Raw genomic sequence first — 25,953 nt, forward strand, 5'->3', positions numbered from 1 at the left:
GGTCGGTCAGCGGGCGGCCAGGTCCTGCTGGATCGCCAGCACCGCCAGCCGTACCCGGTTGGGGCTGCCGGTCTTGGTCATCAGGTTCGACACATGGGTCTTCACCGTGGTGATCCCGATGTGCATCCGTTCGCCGATCTCGGTGTTGGACAGCCCCTCCGCGACCAGCCGGAGCACCTCCTGCTCGCGGTCCGTGAAGTGCACCGCGTCGCGCCGGCGGTCGCCCTCGCTGTCCCAGGCCGAGGAGGCCCGGGACACCACCCTGCGCAGCACACTCGGGCTGTACGGGCTCTCTCCCTGGACCGCCCGGCGGATCGCGTCCAGCACCGAGGCCGGGGACACGTCCTTGGCCAGGAAGCCGCAGGCGCCCGCGCCGAGTGCGGGGTAGAGCCGATCGTCGTCGTCGAAGGTGGTCAGCACCACCACCCGGGTGGCGGGTCGCGCCTGAAGGATCCGGCGTGTCGCCGTGATGCCGTCCATCCCGGGCATGTGCAGGTCCATCAGGACCACGTCCGGGTGCAGCCGCTCGGCCAGCCGCAGCGCCTCCGCGCCGTTCACCGCCTCGCCGGCCACCGTGATGTCCGCCGTGGACTCGCAGAGCATCCGCACCCCCGCCCGCACCAGCTGCTGGTCGTCGGCGATGAGCACGCTGATCACAGCCGGCTCCGGTCCGCCGGGGTCGGGGAGGTCGGCGCGGGCAGGCTGGCAGTGAGGCGCCAACCGCCGGGGACCCTGCCCACGTCGATGGCGCCTCCGACCAGCGCGACCCGTTCGCGCATGCCGAGCAACCCGTAGCCGGTGCCGTCGTGCTGCGGCAGGTCCGGTCCGCCAGGCCCGCCAGGCCCGTGCCGTTGGGGCAGGTCGTTCTCCAGGTCCAGCCGCAAGGTCCCCTCCTCCATCCCGACCCGGAGCCGTACCGCGGCGGACGGTCCGGCGTGCTTGGTCACGTTCGCCAGCCCCTCCTGGACCAGCCGCAGCACGGTCAGGCTCCGGATCGCGTCCAACTCCGAGATCCGCGGGCCGATCTCGGCCTCGATCCGCAGCCCGGCCTGCCGGGACCGCTCGACCACCCCCTGCACCGCGGCCGGCAGGCCGGTGGTCTCCGCGAGCAGCGGCGCCAGGTGCCGGGGTGGCAGGTCGTGGTCGGCGGGCTCGCGCAGCGCGGTGAGCAGCCGCCGCAGGTCGGTGAGCGCGGTGGTGGCGCTGGCGTGCACGTCGTCCAGCACCTCGGCGAGCCGCTGGTCGGTCCGCGGCAGGACGTGCCGCGCCACGCCCACCCGGAGCACGGTGGAGGCCAGATGGTGCGCCACCATGTCGTGCAACTCCCGGGCGATCGCGGCCCGTTCGCCCATCCGGGCACCCCACTCGGCGAGGTCCCGGCTGTGCTCGGCCTCGCGGGCACGCTCCTGGGCGGTGCGGGCCGCCGACTCCGCCGAGCGGATGTAGCCGGCCAGCAGCACCGGCACGCTGACGATCACCGCCGCCCGGTAGAGGGCGGATCCGATGCCGTCGACGGTGTGGCCGGCGGAGACCAGCTGAGCGGCCAGCAGCGCCGCCGCGGCCACCGTCGTCGGTCGGCCCCACCGGCGCACCGCCAGTTCGAACAGCGCGGCGCTGGCGCCGACCTTGACCTCGACCAGCACGGCCGGCGCGGACAGCTCGGCCAGCGCCAGCATCCCGGCCTGGCCGAGCGCCACGGGCAGCAGCCGGAAACCGCCGACCGAGGCCAGCACCAGCACGGCCAGGCCGACGGACCAGTCCGCCGCCCCCAGCTCGGCCGGCCTGCGCAGGAGCAGCAGATAGCCCAGGCCGAAGGCCACCAGTGCCAGCCGCATCGGCCCGAACCGGCGGTTGAAGAGACGTCTGATCCACTCCCGCGCCACAGGTGGGACTGTACGGTGACCGGCGCCTTTCATGATCCTCCCCGAGGGGGAGGGCGGTCTCCTCCTTCAGGCCGCCCCGTCCGGCCCTTCAGGCCGCTTGGTCCGACCGGTCGCCCGAAGCCCGTGAGCCCGCCCCGCCGGAAGTCTGGGCACATGACCAAGGCTCATACTGTCGGCGCCCCGTCGAATATGGCGCTCCTCCCGGTGACGGCCCACGGCGGACAGGCCGGGAACGGACAGGTTCGCGGGCGGCGACCGTTCGCCGGATACGTCTTCGCCCTGTCCGCCCTGGTGGTGACGGTCTGGGCGGTGACGGTCGGCGTCCACGCCGAGCCGGGCCGCCGGGTGCTCTGGGTCGGCTTCGACGTCCTGGAGGCCGCCGCGATGGCGCTGGCCGCCTGGCTGGCCCTGAGGCGCGACTCCCGGGTGGGGCTGGCCGCCGCAGGGATCGCCGTCTTCATGGTGACCGACCTGTGGTTCGACGTCGGCACCGCGCCCTCGGACTACCTGCCGGCGGCCCTGCTGACCGCCGTGACGCTGGAACTCCCGTACGCGGCGGGCTGCCTGGCCTACGCCCTGCGGGTGCACCGCCGCGCGGCGGGCTGACCGGCCGTCCCCCTGGCTCTCTCCACTCTCCACTCCCCATTTCTCTGAAGGAGCGCTCAATTGATCGCGTCGATCGGGAGATTCGCCGCCGCGAACCGGCGGTGGGTCCTCATGGCCGCGGCCCTGTTCACCCTGCTGGCCGGCGGCTGGGGCACCGGCGTGTTCGGTGCCATCACGGGCGGGGCCGGGTTCGACGACCCGGCCAGCCAGTCCGCCCAGGCCGACAGGGTGCTCGCCGGACCTCTGGGCCGTCGGGCCGACGACGTGGTGGTGATGTACCGCAGCGCCGACCGTCCGGTCACCGACCCGTCCCTCGCCGGACCGATCCAGGCGGCGGTGGCCGCCGTGCCCCGCACCGACCTGGCCCGGGTGGACACCTACTGGTCCACCGGCGACAACCCGGACTTCCTCAGCAAGGACGGTCACGCCACCTATGTGGCACTGCAGTTCACGTCCTCGGACGAGCAGGAGCGGGTCAGGGCCCTGCAGGCGATCGAGGACCGCTTCGAGGTCCCGGGGACGGACGTCCGGTTCGGCGGCGTCACCGCGATGACGGAGCAGGTCAACGGGCTGACGGGGAAGGACATCGGGCGGGCCGAGATGCTCTCGGTGCCGTTGTTGCTGGTGCTGCTCGTCCTCGTCTTCCGCAGTGCCGTCGCCGCCTCCCTCCCGCTGGCCGTCGGCGCGGTGGTGGCGCTCGGGTCCTTCGCGGTACTGCGCGTGCTCACCCTCTTCGCCGCCGTCTCGAGCAGCGTGATCAACGTGATCACCATCCTCGGGCTCGGACTCGCCATCGACTACGCGCTGTTCATGGTCAACCGGTTCCGGGAGGAACTCGCCGCCGGAGCGTCCGTGGACGCCGCCGTCGAGCGCACCAGCGCCACCGCGGGCCGTACGGTGGCCTTCTCCGGCCTCGCGGTCGCCATCTCTTTTGCCGGCCTGACGCTCTTCCCGTCCCGCTTCCTGAGCTCGATGGGCTACGCGGCCGTCTCCGTGGTCGCCTTCGCGGTGATCGGCTCGCTGACCCTGCTCCCCGCGCTGCTCCGGGTCACCGGCCGCCGGATCGACTCGTGGCGGGTGCCGATGCCGTGGGACCGGCGAGGCGCGGCACCCGGGCCGGAGAGCCGGGGCCGGTGGTACCGCACGGCCAAGGCCGTGATGCGCCGTCCGCTGCTGACCACGCTCGCGGTGGTCGCCCTGCTGGTCGGCCTGGGGGCGCCGTTCCTGGGCGTCAACTGGGCGCGCCCCGGCGACTGGGTGCTGCCCGGCGGCTCGGACGCCCGGGTCGTCAGCCGGCAGTTCGCCACGGACTTCCGGCAGGACCCGACCAGGACCGTCACGGCCGTCGTCACGCTGCCGGGCCCCGCGAGCGGCGAGGCCGGCGCGCTCGGCGAGTACGCCGCCCGGTTGAACGCGGTACCCGGCGTGCGGGGCGCCGCGGTGACCGGCACCCACGGGAACCTGGCCCGGATCACCGCGTACTACTCGATGGACCCGATGTCCGAGGAAGCCCGCACCATGGTGGACGGCCTGCGGGCACAGGCACCGCCGGCGGCCGCCGCCACCCGGTTCACCGGGATGCCGGTCTCCCGGGTGGACATCGTCGACATGATCGGCTCCCGGGCGCCGTGGATGGCCCTGTTCGTCGCGGCGGTGTCCTCCCTGGTGCTCTTCCTGGCCTTCGGCTCGGTGACCATCCCGCTGAAGTCGGTCCTGCTGAACCTGCTGTCGCTCTCGGCGGCGTTCGGCGCGATCAAGCTGATCTTCCAGGACGGGTACCTGAAGGACCTGCTCGGCTTCACCCCGATCGGCGCGATCGACGCCGACTTCCCGGTGCTGATCGTGGCGATCGCGTTCGGCCTGGCCATGGACTACGAGGTCTTCCTGCTCTCCCGGATCAAGGAGAGCTACGACCGCACCGGCGATCCGGGCGAGTCCGTCGCGCTCGGCCTGCAGCGGACCGGAAAGATCATCACAAGTGCCGCTCTCCTGCTGGTGGTCGTCGTCTGCGGCTTCCTGACCTCGTCCATCGCCTTCATGCAGATGATCGGCGTCGGCCTGGTGATCGCCATCGTGGTGGACGCGACCCTGGTCCGGGCCGTACTCGTTCCGGCGACGATGAAACTGCTGGGACACCGGGCCTGGTGGGCACCGGCCCCGCTGCGGCGGATCCGGCGGCGCGCCGGCCGGCTCGGAGCACATCGCACGGCCGGTGACAAGTCCCTTGGCAGAAAGGCTGATTACCGCGCATGACCGCCGGAACCGAATTGACCTCAAGTCAACTCGAGGGGTGAGACTGAGCGTGTCCGATCAACGACGCCCAGGCCCGGAGGCCGCAGGCGTCACGGCAAGGAGACGACCATGCGCATACTCTTCACCGGCCCGGCCGCGGCCGGCCATCTCTTCCCGATGGTGCCCGTCGCCCAGGCCCTGCGCGGGGCCGGCCACGAGGTCCTGTTCGCCGGTTCGCAGCCGCTGGACTCCCTGCTGCCCACCGGGTTCCCGGTCGTCGAGATCGGCGACGGCCGGACGCTGCGCGAGTTGCTCTTCGACACCGAGGCGCAGTTGAGCTACGGCGGCGACGGCGCCTCCCAGGAGGAGCTCCTGGAGAAGGCCGCCCGCGCCTTCGCGCATGCGGCCCGGCCGACCGTGGCCGGACTGCTGGACGTGGCCGAGGGCTGGGGCGCCGACGTGCTGGTGCACGCCGCCTTCCAGGGCGCCGCCCCGCTGGTGGCCGCCATGCTCAAGATCCCGCTGGTGCTGCAGAACTACGGCATCCCGAGCGGACGGGAGATGGTCGCCCGCTTCGCCGAGCACCTGGCCGACGTCTACGAGCAGTACGGCGTGGCGGGGCCGGCCGACTCCACCGCGCTCAACGTCGGCCCGCTCGGCGGCGACCCGGACGGCGTGCGCACCCGCTACCTCCCCTACAACGGCGCGGGCCTCGTCCCGGCCGACCTCCTGCGTCCCGCCGACCGGCGCCGGGTCCTGATCACCCTGGGCAGCGTGGTCGCCACCCTCGACGGCGTCGGCTCGGTGACCCGCCTCGTCGAGTCCGCCGCCGAGGTCGACGCCGAGTTCCTGCTCGCCGTCGGTGACGCGGACCTCGCCCCCCTCGGCACCCTGCCCGCCAACGTCCGTGCCGTGCCGTGGATCCCGCTCGCGGAACTCGTCCGGAACACCGACGCCGTCGTCCACCACGGTGGTGCGGGCACCACCCTCACCACCCTCCAGGCGGGCCTGCCTCAGCTCCTGCTGCCCCAGGGCGCCGACAACTACCTGGTCGCCGACGCCCTCACCGAGGCCGGCAACGCCCTGCGCTCCACCTCCGAGACCGTCGACCCGGAGGTCCTCGAGCGCCTGCTCACCGACCCCGGCCTGCGCGCGGCCGCCCGCACCCAGCAGGCCGCCAACGATGCTCTGCCCACCCCGGCCGCCCTCGTCCCCATGCTCGAGTCCCTCGGCACCACCGGCTGAGCGGTCACCGCAACCAACGGTAGCCACAGCCGTCTCGCGCACCACGGTGAGGCGGCTGCAGCCACGAGTGCCATCCGGCAGTTCACCGGACAGGCGGGGTCCTCGACGGCAAGCCCGCTCAGCAGCTCGGCAAGCGGGCTCCGAGAGGTGGTGTCGGCCGCTCATCCATTCAGCCGTACGGGAGTTGGGATCGAGCCCAGCCGGAGCACGGTGCTGCCGAGGCAGTCGGGCATCCGCAGGCCGGTGTGGATCCGGCCGATGTCGAGCAGTTCGACATCACCTCCCGGGTCCGGACGGACCGGCCGCCCGGCAACCTCCGGGTTCCCCGGAGCTTGCCCCGACACTGCCCCTCGGGTCCTTGCGCGGGCCCCGGGGCCCGGCATAGACCGGCATGGACAGACCGCGAACCGCGGCTCGAACGGCCCGTCCAGGAGGTGGATGTGCACGCGCATGACCAGAAACCGAAGGGCGGGCCCGAGCGGCGTGACCGCGGCCGCCCGACCGAACAGCGGCGGTTCGCGCCCGCGGATCCCCGCTCGATCGGCGCGCTGCAGCGCACGATAGGCAATGCGGCCGTCGTCCAACTGCTCAGGCAGCAGCGGGAGTCGGATGCACCGGTGCAGCGTTCGACGGTCCACCAGGTGCTGCGCTCGCCGGGCCGGCCGATGGCCGAGGACGTGCGGGCGGAGATGGAGGCCCGCCTGGGCGCCGACTTCAGCGGTGTGCGGATCCACGACGACTCCGCCGCGGCCCGCTCGGCCGCCGAGATCAGTGCCCGCGCCTACACCTCCGGCGAGCACGTCGTGCTCGGCCACGGCGGCGCCGACAAGCACACGCTGGCCCACGAGTTGACCCACGTCATCCAGCAGCGCTCGGGCCCCGTGGCCGGCACCGACCACGGCGACGGGCTGTCCGTCAGCGACCCCGGCGACCGTTTCGAGCGCGCCGCCGAGGCGAACGCCGTCCGGGCGCTGAGCGGGCCGGTGCCCGACGCCGTCCAGCGGGCCGCCGTGCGGTCGCCGTCCGCCGAGCAGGAGCCGGTGGTGCAGCGCGCCTTCACCGGCGCCCCGTACGTCACCTACGGCGGGGTGAACGGGAACGGCGTCGGCACCACGATGCACGCCGAACTCTGGCCCGGGCAGCTCGGAACGGGCTCCGTGCCCAAGGAGCAGCCGTCCTGGTGGCCCAAGACCGGCGCGACCGGCACGTGGTTCAAGAACTACATGGTGCAGGGGCACCTGCTCAACCACAACGTCGGCGGCCCCGGCGTCATGAAGAACATGACGCCGATCACCGCGTCCGCGAACTCGGCGCACCACTCCAAGGTCGAGAAGGACGTCAAGGACGAGGTGCTGAACCAGGGCAACGTGGTCGAGTACTACGTGGAAGCCCAGTACGGCACCCACCCCGCCGCGAAGGACTTCGACACGGGGGACGCCAACGTGGATGCCGACATCGACGCCAACTACGCCGCCAAACTCGCCGGCAAGCTCCACGCCGAGTACACCGTCTACGACACCACCGGCAAGGAACTGCGCGGCGACGCGTGGGAGATCGAGAACAACCGGAAGAAGTGACCACACCCGCTGGCGCCGCTGAAGACGCCGAAGGAGACGTACGTACGTGATCAACCCCCGTGCCCGGCTGACCGCGATGATCGCCGACCTGGACCGCAACCCCCGGGTGGAGCTCCTGGAGGCCACCGTCGCGCCGCCGACCCCGCCGGCGGACATCGAGCTCGCCACCCGCCTGGCCGGCGGCCGTCTCCCGGACGGTGTCGAGGCCTTCTACCGCGAGGTCGGCGCGGTCCGCCTGACCTGGCGGCACACCGTCCCCGAGGTCCTGAACGACGACCTCTCCGACCAGGGCCTGATCGACCTGCTGCCGTTGCGCGAGGTCTTCGGCGACTGGGAGGGCATCACCTGGCACTCGGCGGACGACCAGCAGTTCCGCGCCGTCAAACCCTTCGACAGGTTCGTCCCCGAGGCCTGCGCGGCGTTCGTCCCACCCCTCGGCTCCGTCCACTACCACTACCTCGGCGAGGAGTTGTACGACACCGGGTACCCGTTCGACGCGTACCTGGAACGGCTGATCGCCTCCCGCGGCTTCTGGTACTGGCCGCAGACGCTCTGCCGGGGCCTGGAGGACAGCGCGGAGGTCACCGCCTTCCGTCGCGCGATGCCGCTCGTCTTCCCCGACTACGACGACACGCTGTTCCACCCGGCGCGGCGCTGAGCCCATGCGGCGCTGAACTCGCGCAGCGCGAGACCGGGCCATTTGCTCTGCCTATCGATAGTCGATAGATTCCCATCGCAACTCGATGGAAGAGTAGGTCATGGGAAAGCTGACAGTGCGCGCGCTGCGCGCCGTGCTCGTGGTGGTGCTCACCGGCACCGTGTTCGTCCAGGCGCTGATGGTGTGGACGCTGGCCAGCGGGAACGACCCGGAGGACGGGTCGCTCCCGCTGACCCCGCTGCGCGTGATCACGGTCCTGGGCATCGGGGCGGCCCAGGTCACCCTCGTCTGTGTCTGGCGACTGGTGACGATGGTGCGGCGCGGAACCGTGTTCTCCCACGCCGCCTTCCGGTACGTGGACGTCATCATCGGCGCGATCGTCGCGGCCTCCCTCATGTGGTTCACGGTCACGGCCGTCAACGCGCCCGGCCAGCGGGACGACCCGGGCGTCACCCTCATCATGGGCGGGATCGGCCTGGCCATCCTGGGAGTCGCGCTCATCGTGCTCGTGCTGCGGACGCTGCTCGCCCAGGCCGTCGCCCGCGACGTCGAAGCGGCCCAGCTCCAGGCGGAGTTGGACGAGGTGATCTGATGCCCATCGCCGTCGACATCGACGTGATGCTGGCCAGGCGGAAGATGTCCGTGGGCGAACTCGCGGACCGCGTGGGGATCACACCCGCCAACCTGGCCGTACTCAAGAACGGCCGGGCCAAGGCGGTGCGCTTCGCGACACTCGCCGCGCTCTGCGAGGTGCTCGACTGCCAGCCGGGCGACCTGCTCCGCTGGGAGGCCGAGGACGCCGCGGGCGAATGAACCGGCCGCCCTGTCGTCCCTGTCGTCCCGGCCGTCCCAGGCTGTTGCGGGGAGGTTGACGCCGGCGCCGCGGGGCGGTCCGATGGATCCGGCGGCAGGGAGGGTGCGCGGTGACCGATGAGCACAGCGACGACGAGGGTCGGCCCGCGGACGTAGGGGCCGGGGGAGAGACCGGGGGAGACGGCGATCGGCGGGACCGTCCGCCCGTGCCGCACCGTCCGGGGTTCGAGGACACGTTCTGGCTGGTGCTGCTCGCGCTGATCGTGCTGGTCCTCTTCGTGGCCGGTTTCCTGTCCGACGCCGGGCCCGCGAGCCCGGGCGGGTCCACCGGCTGGCACTGAGCGCCCCGCCCCGGGTTGCCCGGGGCGGGGCGCTGCTCAGCTCTCCGGCCCGTACGCCCCGAAGCCCCGGTGGACCAGGCCGTCACGGAAGGTCAGGGCCTCCGAGACGGCCACCCCGCGCTCGTTGCGGTAGTCGATCACGATGGTGTCGACCGAGACCCGTACCGACTCCAGGGTGAAGCGGAGATCGGGCAGCAGCGCCAGGGCTTTGCTCCAGTACGCGCGCAGCGCCTCCTTGCCGCGCACCTCCCCGGAGGGTTCTCCCAGGACGGTGACCACCCGGGGGGAGGAGAAGACGACGTCGTCCGTGTAGTGGGCGAGGACGCCCTCCAGGTCGCGGGCGTTCCACGCCGCCACCCATTCCCCGGCGAACCGCTGTGCGAAGGCATGATCGACAGTCATGCCCCCATGCTGCCCGCCACCAGGCCGCCTCCGGAAGGCCCGCGCCGGGATCCGGTGCGCGGTGCGCGGTGCCCGGGGGCCTTCGGGCAGGCCGGTGACCTCATTCCGTCCGGGTGCCCGGGCCGGGGCTCAGTCCGTGCCCGGTGCGCCCGTGCTGTCGAGCAGCCGGTCCACCAGGAGTTCCGGGTAGCCGGAGGCCGGGGGCTCGATGCCGAAGATCGCCCGCAGGTAGAGCGGTGCGACGAGCTGGTCGAGGATGGATTCCAGGGGCGGTGGGGTCTCGCCGCGGGCGGTGGCCCGCTCGCGGATGCGCTCGACGGCGTGGAGCCGGCGCCGGAAGTGCTGTGCGCGGTCGGCCTGCGCGTCGGGGCCGCTCGGCATGGACAGGGCGACGGCGCGGACGAGGAGGCGGCCCTCGGTCGTGCGGATGCTGGCCACCCCCGCGCGCACCCAGGCGATGAGGTCGCCGCGCAGGGTGCCGGTGTCGTCGAGCGGCCAGTCCCGTTCCAGGCGGGTGGTGACCACGTCGGCCAGGAGCGCCTCCCGGCTGCCCCAACGCCGGTAGACGCTGGTGTGGTTCACCCCGGCGTGCTGGGCGATCGCGGGGATGGTGAGCTCCGCGCCCCCGGAGGCCGACAGCAGGTCGATGACCGCCTGGTGGACGGCCGAGCGGACCTCTTCGGGGCTCTTGCGGCTGCGCGTGGTCGGTTGTTTCGAAGTCACTCCCACATCGTAAGCACAGATGTTTGCTTAGTGGCGCCCGGAGGGTCTAGAGTCCTGCCGTAAGCACAGATCTGTGCTTGATGTCTCCGAGGAGAGTGCGTGCGATGAAGCAGCTGCTGTTCCCGAACAACCCCCAGTTCTGGTACGAGACCCTGCGCTCGATGAGTCACATCGCCTACGGCGGCGCCGACTTCGGCGAGGTCGTGTCCACCGGCGAGCGCATCGTGGAAGGCGACTACGACAGCTGGCACGACGAGTGGCTGGCCACCGCCGACCGGGTCGCCGACCAGGCCCGGCGGGCCCTGGCGGCAGGCCACCGGGTGAGCGCCCGGGACGGCTTCCTCCGGGCGTCCAACTACTACCGCTCGGCCGAGTTCTTCCTGCACGGCCACCCCTGCGACCCCCGCCACGACCACGCCTACGACCGCAGCGTGGAGTGCTTCCGGGCGGCCGCCGCCCTGTACACCCCGTGCGTCGAGCCGGTCCGCATCCCCTACGAGGGCACCACCCTGCCCGGCTACCTCTACCGCGCCGACACCACCGGCACGCCCCGGCCGACCCTGATCATGCACTCCGGCTTCGACGGCACCGCCGAGGAACTGCACTTCAGCGGCGCGCTGGCGGCCGTCGAGCGCGGCTACACCGTGCTGACCTTCGACGGCCCCGGACAGCCCGGGCCCCGCCACCACCAGGGCCTCGTCTTCCGTCCGGACTGGGAGAAGGTCATCACCCCCGTGATCGACTTCGCCGAGACCGTTCCAGAGGTCGACACCGGCCGGATCGCGCTGCTGGGCTCCAGCATGGGCGGCCTCCTCGCCCCACGGGCCGCGGCCTTCGAACACCGGCTGGCCGCGCTGATCGCCGTCGACGGCGTCTACGACCTCGGCCGGATATCCGTGCGCAACATCCCCGGCGGCCGCGCGGAGGCCGAACGGCTCCTGCGCGCCGACTCCGCCCCCGAACTCGACGCCGCCCTCGAACAGATCATGGCCGCCGACGCGACCGCACGATGGGCGATCAACCACGGCATGTACGTCATGGGCGTCGACACCCCCCGCGCCTTCAACGCCTCCTACCTCGACTACACCCTCGACCACGGCATCGCCGAACGGATCCAGTGCCCCACCCTGGTCTGCGACGCCGCCGAGGACGAGTTCTTCGAGGGCCAGCCGCAGCAGCTCTACGACCACCTGACCTGCCCCAAGACGCTGATGCTGTTCACCGCCGAGGAGGGCGCCGGCGCCCACTGCCACCCCGGCGCCATGCGCCTGGCCCTCGCCCGCGTCTACGACTGGCTCGACGACACCCTCTCCGCCGCCCCCACCGCCACCGGAGCCTGAGGCCGCCCCGCGGACACCGGGCCCGGGACCGCCTCCGCCACCGGGACCGCCTCCGCCACCTCCCGGGCCAGCGCGACCGGATCCCCGGCGGGCACGGTGGGGTACGCGGTGGTCTGCCGGGCCCAGGCGTCGTCCACGGCGAACCAGTCGATCGCCGCGGGGGAGGCCCCGGTGGACAACGCCGTGTCCAGCGAGGCGAAGTAGGCACTCCAGCGCCGGGCGTACAGCCCGGACACCAGCCCGGCCCAGTCCCGGTTCGCGTAGTCGTGCAGGCCGTTGTCGTCGCTCGCGGCCCGCGGACCCCAGGTCGTCAGGAGCGACCGGACGTCGTACTCCAGCCGGTCACGCTCCGCCGCGTCGGCCCCCCAGGCCCGGGCGGCGGCGATCCACGGCCCCACCATGGACCGCGCGTCCGCCCCGGAGACCCGGTCCACCAGCGCCAGGTCGTGGTTCCACTCCGTCACCAGTACCCGGAACAGCGGCAGGTCCCGGGCGCCGTAGGCAGCGGAGATCCGCGGGAGCAGGGCCCGCGCACGGTTGTCCAGCACCTGCCGGGAGAAGGTCACCAGATCGAACCGGTAGGCGTCCGAACCCCTCAACGCCGGTGCGACCAGCAGGAGTTCGTCGAGAGCGGAGCGGACCAGGGCCGGGTCGTAGCGCATCGCGTCCGGGCTCCACTGCGCACCCTTGGACACCGACAGGCTCGGCCGCGCGGCGAACAGGCTGTCCTGCGCCTCGCTCCACGCGCCGGACGGCATGCCGTACGGGCCCCGCCGCAGCGCGGCCCAGGCAGCCGCCGCGTGCCGGTCGGCCCCGCCGTAGCGGCGCGTGGCGTAGTCGTCGAACCAGACGGTCCGGTCGACCGCCGCCGGCTCCCAGGCGAGCAGGCTGAACAGCGCCAACGCCGCCGGATCCGTCCCCGTCGCCTCCGGCAGGTACGCGATGCCCCGCAGCGCGCTGCCGGACTTCGCCCGCCACTGCCGGAAACGCCGCACCCACACCGCCGTGTTCGCCCCGGGCGAGGTGTGCCCGCCGAAGTTCGGGATCGTGCCGAACGCGTAGGGCGTGCCCTGCCACTGGGACTCGCGGTCCAGGCCGTCGTAACGGTCGGCGAGCCCGTCCAGGACCAGCATCCGGCCGCAGTCCACCCCGGACAGCAGCGCCCGCGACGGATTGCCCTCCCAGCCCAGGAGCGCCCACACGGCCCCGGGATGCGCCGCCCGCAGCGCGCGCTGCACCGCACCGGCCGCCGCGCCCACGTCGACCGGCCCGGCGGTGCCGCCCTCGTGCAGCAGGTCCATCTTGTACATCGAACTGTCGCCGAAGGCCGCACGCTGCGCCCGGTAGTAGGCGGCGGCCAGCCCGGCGAAGACGGGGCCGGTCGGGTCGAGCCAGTCGGGACGGGCGAAGCCCACCCAGTTCCCCTGCGGCACCACCCGGGCACCGGCGTTCCGCGCCGCGAAGCCGGCCGGGACGGTGCCGAAGTAGCCCGGCAGCACCGGGGTCATGCCGAGAGCGCGGAGGTGGTCGGTGATCCGCCTGCCCATCGCCACCCGGGCGTCGATCAGCTGCTCGGAGACCGGCCCGGCGAAGGCGCTCATGTTCTGCAGCAGCCACCAGCTCTGGTGCGCCGGGCCCGGGATCCACGAGCGCAGCTCCGCCGCGCCGTAGCCGAACTCCTGGAGCGCCCGGTAGTACGGGTACTCGGCGCCGGTCTGGACGAAGACCTCGTTGATCCCGTGGAGGGCGAGGACGTCGAGCTCGCGCCGGTGGGCGGCGAAGTCACGGTAGGCGCCGGAGTAGCCCGCGTCGGTGTCGTTCAGCGCGTAGCGGTGCGGCACCACGGCCGACCGCCTGACCGGGGTGCCCACCGCGGGGAGTACGGCGGGGAGCGCCCCGAGCGAGTCCCCGGGCAGGCCGATGTCGACCCGGGCCACGTGCTCCAGGTACCAGCCCACACCGGCGAGCAGCGTCGCCGGCGTGGTCCCGGACACCGTGACGGCCCCCCGGGTACCGGAGACCGAGAAGGCGTCACCCCCCGCCCCCCGGGCGACCGGGACCAGGGTGATCTGCCTCTGCTGGGCGGGAAGGAGCCGCCCGAGCGCCGCGGCGGCCGGAGCGGTGTCGAAGGCGGGCGCGGCCCGGGCGACCGTCGTCGTGGCCACCACCCCGGCCAGGGCGAGCACACCGGCCAGCGCCATGCGTCCCAGCCCCTCCACGCAGATCGAGCGGAACTCCCCGCGCCGGACGCGCGCGGGGCGGCTGGGAGCGGAGGGCATGGTGTCCTCATCGGGGGGAGGGGCCGGGGGAGCACGCCCATCGGACCACACCCCCGCGCGACGAACCCGCCGCGAACCAGCGCCGAACGGGTCGCCTTCGCGGCCGCCCGATCCGGCGCTACCCGGTCAGGCCCTTCTCGAACTCGCCCAGTGCCATGGCTCCCAGGACGGCCAGGAGGGTGAGGACGGCCAGCGCGATCCCGCAGCCGGTGGCCCACCGCGGCTCGTCCGCGGGCGGAGGGGGCGTGGGGGTCGGGTCCGTGTCCATGCGGGTCACGATAGGGACCGGCCGGCCGGGACTTCATGGGCGGAGGTACTCAACCACCGCCTGAGTACGGCGGGCCGACGGGTCGGCGGGTCGGGCTGGTCAGGGGGTCAGTGGAGCGGGAACGGGAACGCGGGGACCGGCGGCCGGGGGAAGTTCGCCGGGCGCTGCCAGGCCCGCACGTAGTCGACCAGCAGGTGCCCCTGGCTGCCGGGGGCCGGGGGGATCTTGGAGTAGACGAAGTTGTCGAGGAGGACGTTCACCCGGCCGGGCGAGGTCCTGGTGCTGTAGTAGACCATCCGGCCGTCGATCCACCAGGTCGTCCCCCACGGCTCGATGTCGACGCCGTAGGTGTGGAAGCCCGTGGCCGGGTCGAACGCGGGCCGGTGCACGGTGCCGGCGAGTCCGGGCCACGAGAGCCCGGACGGGATGAACCCGGACGGGACGAACCCGCCGCCTCCGGCCGGGTTGTGCTGGCTGAGGTGGAGCCGCGAATGGTCGTCCGAGTAGAACTCGAAGGCGTCGGTCTCGCCGTGGGCCGGGATGTCGACGCCGGGCGCGGACCAGGTCCACAGGGCCGGCCAGAAGCCCTTCGGTGCCGGGAGCTTCGCCCGGATCTCGGTGTAGCCGTACTGGAAGGCGTAGGACGGCGAGGTGTTGATCATGCAGCTGGACCAGGCGTAGTGCTTTCCGGCGGCGCTGGTGATGTCGTCCGGCTTCGCCGTGATGTCCAGCATCCCGCCGGAGACGGAGCAGTTCGCCGGCTGGTCGAACTCGAGCTGCTGGTTGTCCGGGTTCCCCGTCCCCAGGGGGCTGGCGGACCAGTCGGCCTCCGCCTCGGACTGGAACGACCACTTCTTCGGGTCCAGTGACGTGCCGTTGAACTCGTCGGCGAACGTCGGGTCCCAGGGGCCCGCCGGCCCGGCCGGTGCCGGGCCCGACATCGGCCGGGGGAGGCCGGGCGAGGGCGTGGCGGGGTGCCCGGGTATCCCGGTGCCGGGCGTCGGCAGCGAGGGGAAGGAGGGCCCGCCGTTCGGGAACGGCCACGACCCGTTCCCCGGTGAGGGCCACGGCCAGGGCTGGACCGCGGGCCGGGGCTGGCCCGCGGCGCCGCGGTCCGCCGCCGGGGCCGGCGGCGACACGAGCACGCACATCGCCGCGCCGGTCACGGCCGCGGCGGCGAACTTCAGGGGTTTCACGGAGGGAGCCGCCGTTCTGCGACAGGTCACCGCCGGGGAACGGGTCCGCCCGGGGCACGGGATCGCCCACGGGCAGCGGCGGGACGGTGGGACGGTGGAGACGAGGGCCCCGGGAGGCGCCCCGGTGGCCCGGTGCGGTGCGGCCCGGTGCGGTGCGAAGGCCGCGTACCAGGTGGTGCTGACTGGCGGTGATTCGTGCCGTGAGCGGAAGGCACGCTCACGGCACGAATCTGGCACCCGCCCCCGGGCCCCGCCCGTCGTGTGGTCCAGCCGGGTGACCCACCGACAACCACGGCGCGCCGGCGCGCTGATGACCGGTCGTCCGGTCGACGGCGAGGGCCGGCTGTCCGCCGGAGACCGGACCCGCGGCGGACAGGTCCGCTGGATCCGCAGGGGAGGACCTGGCCCGCCTCCCGCCGCGACGGTCCGGCCGACCCCCACCCCGCCGACCGCGCCGTCGGACACCGATGTGCATACTTACCGGACGATCAGGAGCACGTAGAGGTGATGGCGCGGTGAAACTGGCTGAGGCGCTCGCGCAGCGCGCGGCTGCGGTGCGGCAGGTGGAGCAGTTGCGGGCGCGGGTCGTCGGCAGCGCCCGCTACCAGGAGGGCGAGGAACCGGCCGAGAACGCGGCGGAGGTCCTGGCCCAGACCGGGGAAGTGCTGGACGAGCTGGAGCGGCTGATCCGGCAGATCAACCGGACCAACTCCACCACGATCGTCGAGGGTGGTGGCACCCTCACCGACGCCCTCGCCCGCCGGGACGTCCTGCGGCTGCGCCACTCGGTGACCACGTCGGCCGCCGACGCCGCCTCCGGCCGCGACCAGCGCGGAGCCGTACGGCAGTTGCGGTCCGAGCTCAGGATCCTTTCCGCTCTGCCGGTGGCCGAACTCCGCGCCCGGGCAGATGAGCTGGCCAAGGAGATCCGCGAGGTGGACACGCTGATCCAGCGCACCAACTGGGAGATCGACCTGGTCGAGGACTGACCCCACGAGCAGGGTGTGGGAAAAGCAGGTAGTCGTCACGGAGGCGTGCACACACCGTGGCCGGCGGTTCATCCGGCCCTGGCGCGTGGAGAGCAACGCAGGGGTTCGATTCCTCACTCAACAATGCAGCTCAGCATCGCGTACAGGTGACAGAGCACATCGCACAGCTCACCACCATGTGCAGATCCGGACGGCGAGGGCGGGATCGGGGCGCCCACACCCGGTGCGAGGGCCGTGCACACCGCACGGCCCTCGCACCTTTTTCCCGGCGGAGGCGAATCAGGCCGGATGACCCGCAGCCGCGGGTGTGGTGAAGCCCCGCCGGGCAGGTGCCCGGCGGGGCTTCGGACCGCGTGGGGGCGGTGGATTTCGGGGTGCGGGTGTCGGGGTGCGGATACCGCGGATACCGGGGTAGGGGTGCGGTGTCGGGCCGGGGCAGTGCCGGGGCGTGGCGCGGGGCCGGGCCGGGGCACCGAGGCGGCCCGTCGGACGCCGGTCGATCGGGGCGTGGGCGCCGGTCGACCGGGGTGCGGGCGGGTGTCGGGCGATCGGGTGCGGGTGTCAGGCGCGGGCGTCGATCTTGCCCTGGAGGGCGGTGAGCAGGTCCTTGAGGATGCCGGCGGTGGTCTCGTCGGTCAGTTCGCCCTGGTCGTCGAAGCGCTCGTGGGAGCGGAAGGCGACGAGTTCGGGCTTGACGACGACATCGCTGTCGGTCCAGACGAAGACCTGACGCAGGGCCAGCTGGGCGCGGACGGAACCGAAGTTGGTGGGGGCGGCGCCCATGATCGCGGTGGGCTTGCGGTGCAGCGGCAGGCCCTCGGTCTTGGTCCAGTCGGTGCTCAGCCAGTCCAGGGCGTTCTTCAGGACGCCGGGGATGGAGTAGTTGAACTCCGGGGTGGCGATGAGCAGTCCGTCGGCCTCGGCCACCTTGCGGCGCAGCTCCTCGACCACGGCCGGGCGCTTGCCCGGGTGGTCGAGGTCGTAGTCGTACGGCGGGATCTCGCGCAGGCCGTCGTAGATCTCGATCTCCATGCCGGCCGGGTCGACCTTGCGGGCGGCGCGCAGCAGCGCGGTGTTGTGCGAGTCGGCGCGCAGCGAACCGGAGATGGCGAAGACCTTGGACGCGCTCATGACGGTGCTCCTTGCTTGCGGTGCGGGTGTGGGTGCGGGTGGCGGCCTGCCCGGTGCGGGCCCGGTGCCGGGCCGCCGGTCGTTCCGACGCCGAGAAATCTAAACGGTTCAGTTCAATGCGTCAACCAGACAGTTCAGTCTTGACTCTGAACTGAGTCGTGTAGTTCAGTTTTCGGCATGACGACGACTCAGCCCGCCGCGGCCCAGGCCGCCCCCGTCCGCTCGACCACCACCGTCATCGACCCCGTGCACACCTTCGAGGGCGCCGGCTTCCCCGTCCGACGCCCGTTCCCGGTGGCCGAGCTCCCGATGCTCGACCCGTTCCTGATGGTCGACCAGACCGGTCCGCTGCTGCTCGCCCCCGGCGAGGCCAAGGGCGCCCCCGCCCACCCGCACCGCGGCTTCGAGGCGGTCTCCTACCTCATCGAGGGCTCGATGGACTGGGCCGACTCGACCGGCCGGCGCGGCACCAGCGTCGCCGGTGAGGTCGAATGGCTCACCGCCGGCGCCGGCATCGTCCACTCCAACGAGCCGACCGCCGAACTGCTCGCCCACGGCGGCCGCCAGCACATGCTCCAGATCTGGGTGAACCTGCCCGCCCGGCTGAAGGACCTCCCCGCCCGCAGCCAGAACCAGGGACCCGACACCATCCCGGTGGTGCACACCGAGGACGGCAGCCGGATCAAGGTGATCGCGGGCCGCAGCCACGGCGTGGCCGGACCCTTCGAGACCCACCTGCCGGTCCTGCTCGCGCACGCCGTACTGCCCGCCGGCGGGCAGGCCGAGTTCACCGTGCCGGTCGGCCACAACGCCGCCGTCTACGTGCTCTCCGGCGCCGTCGAACTGCCCGACGCGCCGCTGGCGGACGGCCAGCTCGCGGTGCTGGCGCACGACGGCGAGCGGATCGCCGTCGCCGCGCCGGACGGCCCGGCCGAGGTGCTGGTCCTGGCCGGCGAGCCCATCGGCGAGCCGGTGGCCCGCGGCGGCCCGTTCGTGATGAACACCGCAGCCGAGCTCCGGCAGGCCCAACTCGACTTCTCGAACGGGAAGTTCGGGCGGATCCCGGAGTGAGCCCGGGAACGCTGGACACGGCGGCAGGGGCGGGCGCGCCCCCAACGGAACCCTCAACGGGACCCCCGGCGGAGCCGCCGGCGGGGCCCCCGACGGGCAGCACCGGCCGGGGCGTACAGGGGTCGCTCCGGACCGGCCTGCTGCTCGCGGCGGTCGCCGCCCCGGGGGCGGCCGGACTCTCCAGCCCGAGCCTCGTCCTGCCCGCCATCGCCCGGGAACTGCACACCGGCCCCGGCTCCGCCGCCTGGCTGATGAGCGGCTACGGGCTCGGCATGATGCTCGGCACCCCGCTGCTCACCGGCACCGCCGGGCGGCGCGGCCCCCGGGCGCTGCTGCTCGCCTCCACGGGGGCGCTGCTGCTCGGCGTGCTGCTCACACTCGCCGCCGGGACGGCCCTCGGCCCGCTGGTCGCCGGGCGCGCTCTGCAGGCGGTCGGCGCGGCCGGGTTCAACGTGGCCGCCTTCCAACTGGCCGCGCGCCAAGCGGACGGACGCGCCTCCGGGATCGTCGCGATCGGCAGCGCGGCGGGCGGCACCGCCGGACTGTTCATCGGCGCGGCGGTGGCGGCCGGGCTGGGCTGGCGGGCCTGCCTGGTGCTGCCGGTGCTGACCCTGGCGGTGCTGCCCGCCGCACTGCGCGGGTGCGCCGGACCGGCCGCGGGCCCGACGGTCGGGACCGTACCGGAGCCGGAGCCGGCGTCTGAGTCGGCGCGGGGTGCGGGTGCGGGCGTGGTGGCGGCGTGCCGCTCGTTCCTCGGCCTGGACGCCCTGGCGGTGCCGCGCTTCCGGGCCGTCGCGGCGGTGATGCTGGTCCTGGCGACCGTCAACTTCGGCCTGGTCTACGGCGCACCGCGGCGGGCCGCCGCGTTGACCGGCTGGAGCGCCGTCCAGACCGGCGCCGTCGGCTCGCTCGCCACCCTGACCGGCGCGCTGCTCTCCTGGTCGCTGGTACGCGCCGCGCCCCGACTGGGCCTGCGGCGGACCGCCGGCCTGCTGCTCGGCGTCTCGTTCGCCGCACTCGCGCTCGCCGCGTTCGGCCCCTGGGCGCCGCTGGTGCTGCTGGGCGCCGGGGCCAGCGCCTGCGTCAACGCGGGCGGCCAGGGCGTCCTGACCGGCGCCGCCGCCGAGGCCGTGGAGCCGCGGCGACGGGCGGAGGCGATCGGGCTGTTCAACCTGGTGTTCCTGCTCGGTGCGGCGCTCGGCCCGCAGCTGGCGGCGTTCGGCGGGCGGCTCGCCGGGCTGGGCCCGTAGCCGCCGCGCCGGGACACCGCCGCGCCTCCGCGCCAACCGAACCGTTCAGTTTCCTATACTGGCCCGTACCGTCTCCCCCCGAGCACCCGAGGAGAACCCCCGATGGCCGCCGAAAGCCCCCAGCCGACCGACGAGTTCGGCATCCCGATCATCCCGGGGCCGACCGACGCCGCCCAGCGACGCCGACAGGCGATCATCGACGCCGCGCTCGCCGAGTTCCTGAAAGAGGGCTACTCCGCCGCCTCGATGGACGCCATCACCGCCCGCTCCGGCGTCTCCAAGGCGACCATCTACAAGCACTTCGGCAACAAGGAACGGCTCTTCCTCGCGGTGATCGGCGGCATACTGCCCACCACCTACGAGGACCTCAAGCCGTGGAACTCCACCATCGCCGAGGCCGACGACCTGCGCTCCGCGCTGATCACGCTCACCCTCGACTGGACGCGCATCCTGCTGCGCCCCGACATCATGTCGCTGCGCCGCCTGGTGATCGGCGAGATCGACCGCTTCCCCCAGCTGGGCCAGCTCTGGTACCGGGTCAGCTACGACATGAACAACGGCCCGCTGATCGAGGCCTTCGCCGAACTGGACCGCCGCGGCGTGCTCGCCGTGGAGGACCCGGCGCTGGCCGTGCAGCAGCTGGTCGCCTGCACGGTGGGCGTGCCGCAGCTGGTACGGACGTTCCGCCCGGAGGCCGAACTGGACGAGGCCGGGATGCACCGGATGATCAGCTCCGGGGTCGACCTGTTCCTGGCGCGGTACGCGCGGGAGCGGTGACCGCGGCGGCAGTGCCCACTGTGGCAGTGACCGCGGCAACGGCGGGCCCGGCGGCGGTTCCGGCGCCCGGCCCGCGCCGCCGCCGCTGCCGCACCCCGGCCACCAGCAGCAGCACCGCCGTCCACGCGCCGGTGCAGAGCACCTGGCTGCGGCTGCCCGGGTCCACCAGCATGAACACCAGCACCCCGGCCATCGCCGCCAGCGCCAGGTACCCCAGGTACGGGAAGCCCCGCATCGGGGCCGCCCGCCCCGGCCCGCGCTCCGGCCCGTCCGTGTGCTGCCGACGGCCGTGCAGCCGCAGGTGGGAAGCGGCGATCAGGATCCAGACCACCAGGATCGCCGTCCCGATCGAGTTCAGCAGGAACGGGAAGACGGTCCGCGGCCACACCAGGCTGAGCACCACCGACGCGAAGCCGAACGCGGCCGAGGCGAGCACGGCGCGGCCGGTCCCGGCCGAGCCGTCCCCGCCGCGACCGGCCGACCGGCCGCCGCGGGTCAGCAGGCGCGGGGCGTCGCCGCGGGCGGCGAGGGCGTGCAGCATCCGCGAGGAGCCGTAGATGTTGGCGTTCATCGCCGACAGCAGGGCCACCAGCACGACGGCGTTCATCAGCTGCGCCGCGCCCGGCACCCCGATCCGGCCGATCGCCGCCGCGTACGGGCCGCCGGCGACCGCCGGATCGTCCCACGGCACCACGGCGACGATCACCGCCATCGAGCCGATGTAGAACAGCGCCACCCGCCACAGCACCGTGCGCACCGCCCGGCGCACCGCGGCCACCGGGTCCGCGCACTCGGCGGCGGCGATGGTCACCGTCTCCAGCCCGCCGTACGCGAACACCGCCGCGATGGTGCCCACCGCGACCCCGTGCCAGCCGTGCGGCAGCAGGCCGCCGTGCGCCGTCAGGTGCTCACCGGCCGGAGCCCGGCCGGTGAGCACGGCGGCGGCGCCGAGCAGGATGAACGCGCAGATCGCGGCCGCCTTCACCCCGGCGAACCAGAACTCCAGCTCACCGAAGTGCCGCACCCCCGCCAGGTTCGTCCCGGTGAACAGCGCCATGAACACCGCCACCCACACCCAGGCCGGCACCTGCGGCAGCCAGCCCGCCACGATCCGGGACGCCCCGATCGCCTCCGCGGCCACGCTCACCACCAGCAGCGCCCAGTACATCCAGCCGGCCAGCAGCCCGGCCCACGGCCCCCAGGCGCGGGTGGCGTGCGCGGAGAACGACCCGGAGCCGGGGCGGGCGGCGGACATCTCGCCGAGCATCCGCATGACCAGCACCGTGAGCACCCCGGCCACCACGTACGACACCACGATCCCGGGCCCCGCCGCGGCGATCCCGACGCCGGAGCCGACGAACAGCCCGGCTCCGATCGCACCGCCCAGCGCGATCATGGCGATGTGGCGCTGTCTCAGTCCACGACCGACCGACCGGTCCTCTGACATCACGGCTCCCCCCGTTGTGATCCAACCGGGGGAGATCCTGGCCCCGACCACCCGTCGTGATCAAGTCCTCCGGCCGGTCCGACCGAAGCGTGGACACCCGCCGACCGCTGTCACGCCGTCCACCCGCCACCTTGTTAGATGCTTAGCTAAAGTGCTAAATAGATGGCATGACAGAAGCCCAGGACGAGGCCGGAGCCTTCCGCGCCCTCGCCGATCCGACCAGGCGCCAGATCCTCGAAGACCTCCGGGACGGCGAACTCGCGGCCGGTGACATCGCCGCCAGGTTCGCCATCAGCGCGCCCTCCGTCTCCCGGCACCTCGGCGTGCTCAAGGGAGCCGGACTGATCACCGAGCGGCGGGAGGGCAACCGGATCATCTACGCGCTGGCCGAGGAACGCCTGGCCACCTGCGTCGGCCGCTTCCTCAGCGCCGTCTGCCCCGAACAGATCGTGCTCCGCCACACCAAATGGCGCCCCGGCCCGCAGAGCGAGGGATCATGAGGCAACCGCACCTGTCCACCGTCATCGAGCGACGGCTCCTGGTCAACTACCGGGTCGCCCCCGACGCCGCGGCCCGCCTGCTCCCCGGCCCGCTGCGCCCGCAACTGGTCCACGGCCACGCGGTCGCGGGCATCTGCCTGCTGCGCCTGGGAAGCGCCCGGCCCACCTGGGCGCCCGGCTCGTTCGGCCTGCGGAGCGAGAACGCGGCACACCGGATCGCCGTCGAGTGGGACGGCCCGGACGGCGTCGAGACCGGCGTCTACATCCCGCGGCGCGACACCGCCTCGCGGCTCAACGCCTGGGCGGGCGGCCGCCTCTTCCCCGGCGAGCACGGCCGGGCCGACTTCCAGGTGGACGAGACCGCCGATCGGCTGCGCGTCGCACTCGCCACCCGGGACGGCGACACCCGGGTGGATGTCACCGTCGAACTCTCCGACGAACTACGGGGCAGCGAACTCTTCGCCGACCTCGCCGAAGCCTCACGGTTCTTCCGATCCGGGGCCAAGGGCTACTCGGCCACCAGCTCCGGCCGCCACCTCGACGGCATCGAACTGCGCACCGACGCCTGGCAGATGGAAGCCGGCCGGGTCCGCTCCGCCGCCTCCACCTTCTTCGACGACCCGGACCGCTTCCCCCCGGGAAGCGCGACCCTGGACAGCGCCCTGGTCATGCGCGGCCTCCCCGCCACCTGGCGGCCACTCCCGGCCCTGACCCCCGGACAGGCCGCGCAACCCGCCCACTGAAGCGCCCGGTCACCCCGCACCCCCCGGGGGCAGTCCGCGTCCGGGACGCAGACCGTCCCGCCCGTGTCAGAAGAGGTCCGGCAACTCCGCCAGGGACGCGACGGACGGCACCTCCGTGGTGGCCGATCCCCGGCAGACCGCGCGCCCCGCGTACCCGAGCCGGATCGCGGCGGCGACCAGGGCCGGATCGTCGTCGACGAACAGGCACTGCGCCGGCGCGAGCCCCAGCGCGGTGCTGGCATGGTGGTACATGCGCGGGTCCGGCTTGTTGCAGCCGAGTACGGCGGAGATCGCGTACGCCTCGAAGAACCGCCCGATCCCCAGCCCCGCGTGAAGGTCCGGCAGATTGGGCCAGGCATCCGACACCACCGCCATCCGCACGCCCCGTCGGCCGAGCTCCTCCAGGGTGCCCACGACCTCCGGGTACGTCTCCAGGAGCGTGGCCGGCGGCACCTCGCGGCGCAGGTCGGCGAGGAGTTCCGGGCCCGGCTCCACCCCCACCTCACGCAGCATCAGCCGGTGGTAGTCGTCGGGCTCGGGCTCGGGCGAGGAGGCGGCGAGGAAGCGGTCGCCTGCGGCGACGGCTGCCGCGAACTGTTCCGACGTGATCGAGGGCACGTGGGCGAGAACGGTCTGCTCGAAGTCCGCCCGCGGGTTCCACCGGCCGCCGATCGGCCGCATCAGCACGCCGCCCGAGTCGAAGAGAACGGCGCGGAGGTCTTCCTGAGAAGAGGGCTGTGTCGTCATTCGGCTCAGTCTGCTCAACGGACGCCCGCTGGTCGACCCTTGAACGATCAGCTGGTCCGAGCCGGACCATCTCGTGTGGAGAGTCTGCGGTGGAAGATCAGGGGGGACGGCGCCGGCGAAGCTGATCCCGTATGTGAGGATCAGGCCTGTGCACCCGTGGATGGTGCTTGCCTGCGAGATCACCCGCAGGGGGAGTGAGAGGTGCTGGAGATGTTCGCCGGGGGAACCGCGCGGTTGCTGGTCACGAACGACGGTGAAGCGCCGCTGGAGTTGACTGTGGAGCCCTGGGCGGACACGTACCAGATCCAGCCGCAGCAGACCTGCGTCGTTGTCACCCACTCACCGGCGGCGGACGGTTCCTGGTCCGGGACGTTGAGTGGGGACGAGCCTTTCCAGGTCGCGCACCGGCCGGATTCGGTGACCGTGTGGGCCAACGGCCGTTGCTTCCACCTCGCTGACACGGCGGGCCATGCGATCGACGCGGCCGACTGGCAGTGCCCGGCTCAGGGCACGGCCACCTGAAGGTGCGCGCGGGCGACCGGTGCGTCGGCGGCGGTGACGCCTACCACTCGGTAGTCTATGGCCACAACCACTGGGCCGACTGGGGGAGTTCAGCACATGCGGCGATCGAGTCGGTTCGCGAGCACGGTACTCCTCCTCGTGGCCGGCCTCGCGACCGCGTGCACCGGTGAGGGCAGCCAGCCCCAAGGCGGAGACGGGCCATGGATGTTGAACGGCCTCGTGGCCACGTCCGCCGGGGCGCCGATCCAGCGCAGCATCGACGCCCCGCCCTCCCAGGGGACCGCGAAGATCCTGGGGATCGCCGGGATCGCGGACACCGACGTGATCCTCTCCGTGAAGGACGGAGTATGCCAGGTGGCGCTCCTGCCGGCCGCACTGACCGAGCCGACCACGACGGCTCCGGCATCCGTCGGGTCACCGCGGCCTGCCGGTCACAACTCCTCGGATGCCCATGAGGAGTTCCCCGGAACGGTTCTCGACGGAAAATACACTGCGGCATCCGCCCGGCTGGAACCTTTTCAGTTCGCGACCGTCGGCTGCTCCGAAGAGGCAATGGCGGTCACAGTGGAAGGGATCGGCGAATCGCTGCCGGTGAAAAAGGCGGGTGATTCGCTGCGGCTCTGGCGAGAAGGCCAGAACGCCGTGATTGCCGTCGGCCTCCCTGAGGCCGTCCGTGGGCCGGCCCCGAAACAGAGCACCTCCTGACCGCACGTGAGGGTGCCCGCCTGTATGGCGGGCACCCTCACGCTGTCTGCCGTGTCGGTCGTCGGGGCGGGCGGGAGAGGCTCAGGTGGCGGCTCGGAGGCTTCGTCGGTCGGGCGGTGCTGCTCGCGGGCGGGCTCGATCACCGTGTGCCCGATCTCGTGCAGCAGTGCGGCGATCTCTGCCGCGTCGACGTAGGCGTCCTCTGCGGCGAGAACGTGCACACCGACCGCGCCGCCACCGCCCTGCGCGACCACCCCGTCGTCGCCGTCGCCGCCGTCCCCGACGACACCCTCGGCACCCGCTTGATCGCCCTGGTCGTCCCGCAGAACGCGGACGGCGGGCAGCCGACCCCCTGGACCTGATCACCCACTGCCTCACCCGCCTCTCACCACGGGAGACCCCCGGCGAATTCCGCCTCGTCGCCACCCTGAACCGCTCACCCGCCGGCAAACTCCGCAAGGAGGCACTGGCCCGCGGCACCGCCAACCCGAGCGGCTCGGCCACGAGC

General features: G+C 73.0%; 28 protein-coding genes. 18 read left to right on the forward strand and 10 right to left on the reverse strand.

Going from position 1 to position 25,953, the window contains the following annotated elements:
* Positions 1–6: 6 nt before the first annotated feature.
* Both ACYP53_RS40745 and ACYP53_RS40750 read right to left on the reverse strand, forming a co-directional pair.
* Complete coding sequence (locus ACYP53_RS40745; RefSeq protein ID WP_459651154.1) at positions 7–657, reverse strand: response regulator; 651 nt, start codon at positions 655–657, stop codon at positions 7–9.
* Positions 654–1,883, reverse strand: a complete 1,230-nt coding sequence (locus ACYP53_RS40750; RefSeq protein ID WP_459651155.1) for a sensor histidine kinase — start codon at positions 1,881–1,883, stop codon at positions 654–656. Before ACYP53_RS40750 ends, ACYP53_RS40745 begins: the two co-directional genes overlap by 4 nt.
* Before the next feature lie 153 nt (positions 1,884–2,036).
* Here ACYP53_RS40750 and ACYP53_RS40755 point away from each other — a divergent pair, with 153 nt between their 5' ends.
* The 8 genes from ACYP53_RS40755 (at position 2,037) to ACYP53_RS40790 (ending at position 9,355) form a co-directional block, all read left to right on the forward strand.
* A complete protein-coding gene (locus ACYP53_RS40755; protein WP_459651156.1) occupies positions 2,037–2,489 on the forward strand; it encodes a hypothetical protein in 453 nt (150 codons plus the stop codon).
* 60 nt (positions 2,490–2,549) lie between these two features.
* The gene (locus ACYP53_RS40760) at positions 2,550–4,742 is read left to right on the forward strand and encodes an MMPL family transporter (protein WP_459651157.1); all 2,193 of its coding nucleotides are present in this window, start codon (positions 2,550–2,552) and stop codon (positions 4,740–4,742) included.
* A 108-nt stretch (positions 4,743–4,850) separates the two neighbouring features.
* Positions 4,851–5,966, forward strand: coding sequence for a glycosyltransferase (locus ACYP53_RS40765; protein WP_459651158.1), 1,116 nt, complete (start codon positions 4,851–4,853; stop codon positions 5,964–5,966).
* Between the two features lie 440 nt (positions 5,967–6,406).
* The gene (locus ACYP53_RS40770; protein WP_189922756.1) at positions 6,407–7,543 is read left to right on the forward strand and encodes an eCIS core domain-containing protein; all 1,137 of its coding nucleotides are present in this window, start codon (positions 6,407–6,409) and stop codon (positions 7,541–7,543) included.
* A gap of 46 nt (positions 7,544–7,589) precedes the next feature.
* Positions 7,590–8,201: a hypothetical protein gene (locus ACYP53_RS40775; RefSeq protein ID WP_189922758.1), complete on the forward strand. Its 612-nt coding sequence runs from the start codon at positions 7,590–7,592 to the stop codon at positions 8,199–8,201.
* 100 nt (positions 8,202–8,301) lie between these two features.
* Positions 8,302–8,793: a DUF2975 domain-containing protein gene (locus ACYP53_RS40780; RefSeq protein ID WP_189922760.1), complete on the forward strand. Its 492-nt coding sequence runs from the start codon at positions 8,302–8,304 to the stop codon at positions 8,791–8,793.
* A complete protein-coding gene (locus tag ACYP53_RS40785) occupies positions 8,793–9,014 on the forward strand; it encodes a helix-turn-helix domain-containing protein (RefSeq protein ID WP_336004421.1) in 222 nt (73 codons plus the stop codon). Before ACYP53_RS40780 ends, ACYP53_RS40785 begins: the two co-directional genes overlap by 1 nt.
* Positions 9,015–9,220: 206 nt before the next feature.
* Positions 9,221–9,355 (forward strand): hypothetical protein, encoded by a 135-nt coding sequence (locus ACYP53_RS40790; protein ID WP_268256644.1) that lies wholly within the window; start codon positions 9,221–9,223, stop codon positions 9,353–9,355.
* 36 nt (positions 9,356–9,391) lie between these two features.
* Here the strand turns inward: ACYP53_RS40790 and ACYP53_RS40795 are convergent, their stop codons facing one another.
* Positions 9,392–9,757: a nuclear transport factor 2 family protein gene (locus ACYP53_RS40795; RefSeq protein ID WP_189922764.1), complete on the reverse strand. Its 366-nt coding sequence runs from the start codon at positions 9,755–9,757 to the stop codon at positions 9,392–9,394.
* Positions 9,758–9,886: 129 nt separating this feature from the next.
* Positions 9,887–10,480, reverse strand: a complete 594-nt coding sequence (locus ACYP53_RS40800; RefSeq protein ID WP_229929051.1) for a TetR/AcrR family transcriptional regulator — start codon at positions 10,478–10,480, stop codon at positions 9,887–9,889.
* Positions 10,481–10,584: 104 nt separating this feature from the next.
* Here ACYP53_RS40800 and ACYP53_RS40805 point away from each other — a divergent pair, with 104 nt between their 5' ends.
* Positions 10,585–11,820, forward strand: a complete 1,236-nt coding sequence (locus ACYP53_RS40805) for an alpha/beta hydrolase family protein (RefSeq protein ID WP_189922767.1) — start codon at positions 10,585–10,587, stop codon at positions 11,818–11,820.
* On the opposite strand, the gene ACYP53_RS40810 is transcribed toward ACYP53_RS40805, so the two are convergent.
* The 3 genes from ACYP53_RS40810 to ACYP53_RS40820 all read right to left on the reverse strand — a co-directional run bounded on the left by ACYP53_RS40810 (position 11,766) and on the right by ACYP53_RS40820 (position 15,563).
* A complete protein-coding gene (locus ACYP53_RS40810; RefSeq protein ID WP_459651159.1) occupies positions 11,766–14,099 on the reverse strand; it encodes an alpha-N-acetylglucosaminidase in 2,334 nt (777 codons plus the stop codon). The two genes, ACYP53_RS40805 and ACYP53_RS40810, sit on opposite strands and share 55 nt — an antisense overlap.
* Positions 14,100–14,217: 118 nt before the next feature.
* Positions 14,218–14,367, reverse strand: a complete 150-nt coding sequence (locus ACYP53_RS40815) for a hypothetical protein (protein ID WP_189922769.1) — start codon at positions 14,365–14,367, stop codon at positions 14,218–14,220.
* Positions 14,368–14,474: 107 nt separating this feature from the next.
* Complete coding sequence (locus tag ACYP53_RS40820; protein ID WP_459651160.1) at positions 14,475–15,563, reverse strand: glycoside hydrolase family 16 protein; 1,089 nt, start codon at positions 15,561–15,563, stop codon at positions 14,475–14,477.
* Between the two features lie 515 nt (positions 15,564–16,078).
* Here ACYP53_RS40820 and ACYP53_RS40825 point away from each other — a divergent pair.
* Positions 16,079–16,552 carry a DIP1984 family protein gene (locus tag ACYP53_RS40825; RefSeq protein ID WP_459651161.1) on the forward strand — a complete coding sequence of 158 codons (474 nt, stop codon included), beginning with the start codon at positions 16,079–16,081 and terminating at the stop codon, positions 16,550–16,552.
* A 561-nt stretch (positions 16,553–17,113) separates the two neighbouring features.
* On the opposite strand, the gene ACYP53_RS40830 is transcribed toward ACYP53_RS40825, so the two are convergent.
* Entirely contained in the window at positions 17,114–17,683 is a 570-nt protein-coding gene (locus ACYP53_RS40830; RefSeq protein ID WP_459651162.1) for an NADPH-dependent FMN reductase, read from the reverse strand.
* A gap of 177 nt (positions 17,684–17,860) precedes the next feature.
* On the opposite strand from ACYP53_RS40830, the gene ACYP53_RS40835 reads away from it, so the two are divergent.
* From ACYP53_RS40835 to ACYP53_RS40845, 3 genes are all read left to right on the forward strand, one after another.
* The gene (locus ACYP53_RS40835; protein WP_459651163.1) at positions 17,861–18,754 is read left to right on the forward strand and encodes a pirin family protein; all 894 of its coding nucleotides are present in this window, start codon (positions 17,861–17,863) and stop codon (positions 18,752–18,754) included.
* The gene (locus ACYP53_RS40840) at positions 18,751–20,004 is read left to right on the forward strand and encodes an MFS transporter (RefSeq protein ID WP_459651164.1); all 1,254 of its coding nucleotides are present in this window, start codon (positions 18,751–18,753) and stop codon (positions 20,002–20,004) included. Before ACYP53_RS40835 ends, ACYP53_RS40840 begins: the two co-directional genes overlap by 4 nt.
* A 102-nt stretch (positions 20,005–20,106) precedes the next feature.
* Positions 20,107–20,781, forward strand: coding sequence for a TetR/AcrR family transcriptional regulator (locus ACYP53_RS40845; RefSeq protein ID WP_459651165.1), 675 nt, complete (start codon positions 20,107–20,109; stop codon positions 20,779–20,781).
* Here the strand turns inward: ACYP53_RS40845 and ACYP53_RS40850 are convergent.
* The gene (locus ACYP53_RS40850) at positions 20,732–22,228 is read right to left on the reverse strand and encodes an amino acid permease (protein ID WP_459651166.1); all 1,497 of its coding nucleotides are present in this window, start codon (positions 22,226–22,228) and stop codon (positions 20,732–20,734) included. The two genes, ACYP53_RS40845 and ACYP53_RS40850, sit on opposite strands and share 50 nt — an antisense overlap.
* A gap of 167 nt (positions 22,229–22,395) precedes the next feature.
* Here ACYP53_RS40850 and ACYP53_RS40855 point away from each other — a divergent pair, with 167 nt between their 5' ends.
* Positions 22,396–22,728: a metalloregulator ArsR/SmtB family transcription factor gene (locus ACYP53_RS40855; RefSeq protein ID WP_189922786.1), complete on the forward strand. Its 333-nt coding sequence runs from the start codon at positions 22,396–22,398 to the stop codon at positions 22,726–22,728.
* Positions 22,725–23,471, forward strand: coding sequence for a DUF2071 domain-containing protein (locus ACYP53_RS40860; RefSeq protein ID WP_459651167.1), 747 nt, complete (start codon positions 22,725–22,727; stop codon positions 23,469–23,471). The genes ACYP53_RS40855 and ACYP53_RS40860 overlap by 4 nt, the downstream gene beginning before the upstream one ends.
* A 66-nt stretch (positions 23,472–23,537) precedes the next feature.
* Here the strand turns inward: ACYP53_RS40860 and ACYP53_RS40865 are convergent, their stop codons facing one another.
* Positions 23,538–24,218: an HAD family hydrolase gene (locus ACYP53_RS40865; RefSeq protein ID WP_459651168.1), complete on the reverse strand. Its 681-nt coding sequence runs from the start codon at positions 24,216–24,218 to the stop codon at positions 23,538–23,540.
* A 210-nt stretch (positions 24,219–24,428) separates the two neighbouring features.
* Here ACYP53_RS40865 and ACYP53_RS40870 point away from each other — a divergent pair, with 210 nt between their 5' ends.
* The 3 genes from ACYP53_RS40870 to ACYP53_RS40880 all read left to right on the forward strand — a co-directional run bounded on the left by ACYP53_RS40870 (position 24,429) and on the right by ACYP53_RS40880 (position 25,807).
* Positions 24,429–24,740, forward strand: coding sequence for a hypothetical protein (locus ACYP53_RS40870; protein ID WP_459651209.1), 312 nt, complete (start codon positions 24,429–24,431; stop codon positions 24,738–24,740).
* 204 nt (positions 24,741–24,944) lie between these two features.
* Positions 24,945–25,445, forward strand: coding sequence for a hypothetical protein (locus ACYP53_RS40875; protein WP_459651169.1), 501 nt, complete (start codon positions 24,945–24,947; stop codon positions 25,443–25,445).
* A 146-nt stretch (positions 25,446–25,591) separates the two neighbouring features.
* Positions 25,592–25,807 carry a hypothetical protein gene (locus ACYP53_RS40880; protein WP_459651170.1) on the forward strand — a complete coding sequence of 72 codons (216 nt, stop codon included), beginning with the start codon at positions 25,592–25,594 and terminating at the stop codon, positions 25,805–25,807.
* Positions 25,808–25,953 lie beyond the last annotated feature (146 nt).

The sequence above is a fragment of the Kitasatospora sp. Ki12 genome (assembly GCF_054601375.1).

What these genes read in the sequence shown, in the direction of transcription:
- ACYP53_RS40755 (WP_459651156.1), top strand. Translation starts at nt 2,037, where the DNA reads ATGACCAAGGCTCATACTGTCGGCGCCCCGTCGAATATGGCGCTCCTC.
- ACYP53_RS40765 (WP_459651158.1), top strand. Translation starts at nt 4,851, where the DNA reads ATGCGCATACTCTTCACCGGCCCGGCCGCGGCCGGCCATCTCTTCCCG.
- ACYP53_RS40780 (WP_189922760.1), top strand. Translation starts at nt 8,302, where the DNA reads ATGGGAAAGCTGACAGTGCGCGCGCTGCGCGCCGTGCTCGTGGTGGTG.
- ACYP53_RS40785 (WP_336004421.1), top strand. Translation starts at nt 8,793, where the DNA reads ATGCCCATCGCCGTCGACATCGACGTGATGCTGGCCAGGCGGAAGATG.
- ACYP53_RS40795 (WP_189922764.1), bottom strand. Translation starts at nt 9,757, where the DNA reads ATGACTGTCGATCATGCCTTCGCACAGCGGTTCGCCGGGGAATGGGTG.
- ACYP53_RS40805 (WP_189922767.1), top strand. Translation starts at nt 10,585, where the DNA reads ATGAAGCAGCTGCTGTTCCCGAACAACCCCCAGTTCTGGTACGAGACC.
- ACYP53_RS40810 (WP_459651159.1), bottom strand. Translation starts at nt 14,099, where the DNA reads ATGCCCTCCGCTCCCAGCCGCCCCGCGCGCGTCCGGCGCGGGGAGTTC.
- ACYP53_RS40815 (WP_189922769.1), bottom strand. Translation starts at nt 14,367, where the DNA reads ATGGACACGGACCCGACCCCCACGCCCCCTCCGCCCGCGGACGAGCCG.
- ACYP53_RS40830 (WP_459651162.1), bottom strand. Translation starts at nt 17,683, where the DNA reads ATGAGCGCGTCCAAGGTCTTCGCCATCTCCGGTTCGCTGCGCGCCGAC.
- ACYP53_RS40835 (WP_459651163.1), top strand. Translation starts at nt 17,861, where the DNA reads ATGACGACGACTCAGCCCGCCGCGGCCCAGGCCGCCCCCGTCCGCTCG.
- ACYP53_RS40845 (WP_459651165.1), top strand. Translation starts at nt 20,107, where the DNA reads ATGGCCGCCGAAAGCCCCCAGCCGACCGACGAGTTCGGCATCCCGATC.
- ACYP53_RS40850 (WP_459651166.1), bottom strand. Translation starts at nt 22,228, where the DNA reads ATGTCAGAGGACCGGTCGGTCGGTCGTGGACTGAGACAGCGCCACATC.
- ACYP53_RS40855 (WP_189922786.1), top strand. Translation starts at nt 22,396, where the DNA reads ATGACAGAAGCCCAGGACGAGGCCGGAGCCTTCCGCGCCCTCGCCGAT.
- ACYP53_RS40860 (WP_459651167.1), top strand. Translation starts at nt 22,725, where the DNA reads ATGAGGCAACCGCACCTGTCCACCGTCATCGAGCGACGGCTCCTGGTC.
- ACYP53_RS40865 (WP_459651168.1), bottom strand. Translation starts at nt 24,218, where the DNA reads ATGACGACACAGCCCTCTTCTCAGGAAGACCTCCGCGCCGTTCTCTTC.
- ACYP53_RS40870 (WP_459651209.1), top strand. Translation starts at nt 24,429, where the DNA reads ATGTTCGCCGGGGGAACCGCGCGGTTGCTGGTCACGAACGACGGTGAA.
- ACYP53_RS40875 (WP_459651169.1), top strand. Translation starts at nt 24,945, where the DNA reads ATGTTGAACGGCCTCGTGGCCACGTCCGCCGGGGCGCCGATCCAGCGC.